Source organism: Oleiphilus sp. HI0123, from assembly GCF_001635315.1.
In genome coordinates this window covers 1-910 of sequence record NZ_LWGE01000071.1, presented here as the reverse complement: position 1 = coordinate 910, position 910 = coordinate 1, and the positions used below count along the sequence as shown (strand labels likewise).

At 43.8% G+C, this 910-nt stretch carries 2 protein-coding genes; both read left to right on the top strand.

The features are described 5' to 3' along the window. A partial coding sequence (locus A3761_RS00780) for a thiamine pyrophosphate-dependent enzyme (RefSeq protein WP_197472686.1) occupies window positions 1–495 on the top strand: 495 nt, incomplete at its 5' end. Between the two features lies 1 nt (window position 496). Beyond that, window positions 497–910 (top strand): medium chain dehydrogenase/reductase family protein (locus tag A3761_RS00775; protein ID WP_197472685.1); only part of this gene is annotated, 414 nt, incomplete at its 3' end.

Here is a 910-nt window from a genome sequence, read left to right as displayed (position 1 = left end):
GTTCCAGCAGCTATCGCTTCAGCGTTTGCTGCAGATGATGTGCCCGTATATTGCGTTGTTGGTGATGGTAGCCTGATGATGAATATTCAAGAGTTAGCGACAATTGTTACGCATAACTTGAACATCAAAATCATTTGTTTTGACAATAATGGTTATAGCATGATTCAGCAAACCCAAGATCAATGGCTCGATAGTCAATACATTGCTTCGAGTGAAGCTGGTGGCTTGGGTATGCCAAATTTATTAAGTGTTGCTAGGTCTTTTGGAATACCGGGCTGTGAAGTGACTGAGAACTCAGGTGTTGAGGAATCATTAGTTCGGGTTGAGGAAAGGGTAGGACCATTTTTTTGTTTGGTTAAGGTCGACCCGTGTTGTCGCGTTGTCCCGCAGGTAAAATTTGGTCGTCCCAATGAAGATCCAGAACCTCTTTTGCCAAGGGATGTCTTTATCAATGAAATGAAGATCCCAGTACTTGATGTGAGTAAGGGAGAATAGTTTGTTTTTAGACGCAGCTGTGCTCGAACAAACCGGGCAACCTCTACGGTTAATGAGGCTTAAGGCCCCTACTTTGGCTAAAGGCCAAGTCCTCGTCAAAGTTCTATATAGTGGGGTTTGCCGTAGCCAGTTAATGGAGGTTAGAGGCAAGCGGGGAGAAGACTCTTGGCTACCCCACCTGCTAGGTCATGAAGGTTCGGGTGTTGTAGTTGAAATAGGACCAGGTGTTACCAAAGTATCACCTGGTGATGCTGTTATTCTAAGCTGGATTAAAGGTGACGGATTAGATGCAGCAGGGGCAATATATAGTGATGGTATTAGAAATATTAACTCTGGTCCGGTTACCACATTCAGCAATTTTACAGTGGTTGCAGAAAATCGAGTTGTTCTGAAGCCTGAATCCTTAGATTTTGAT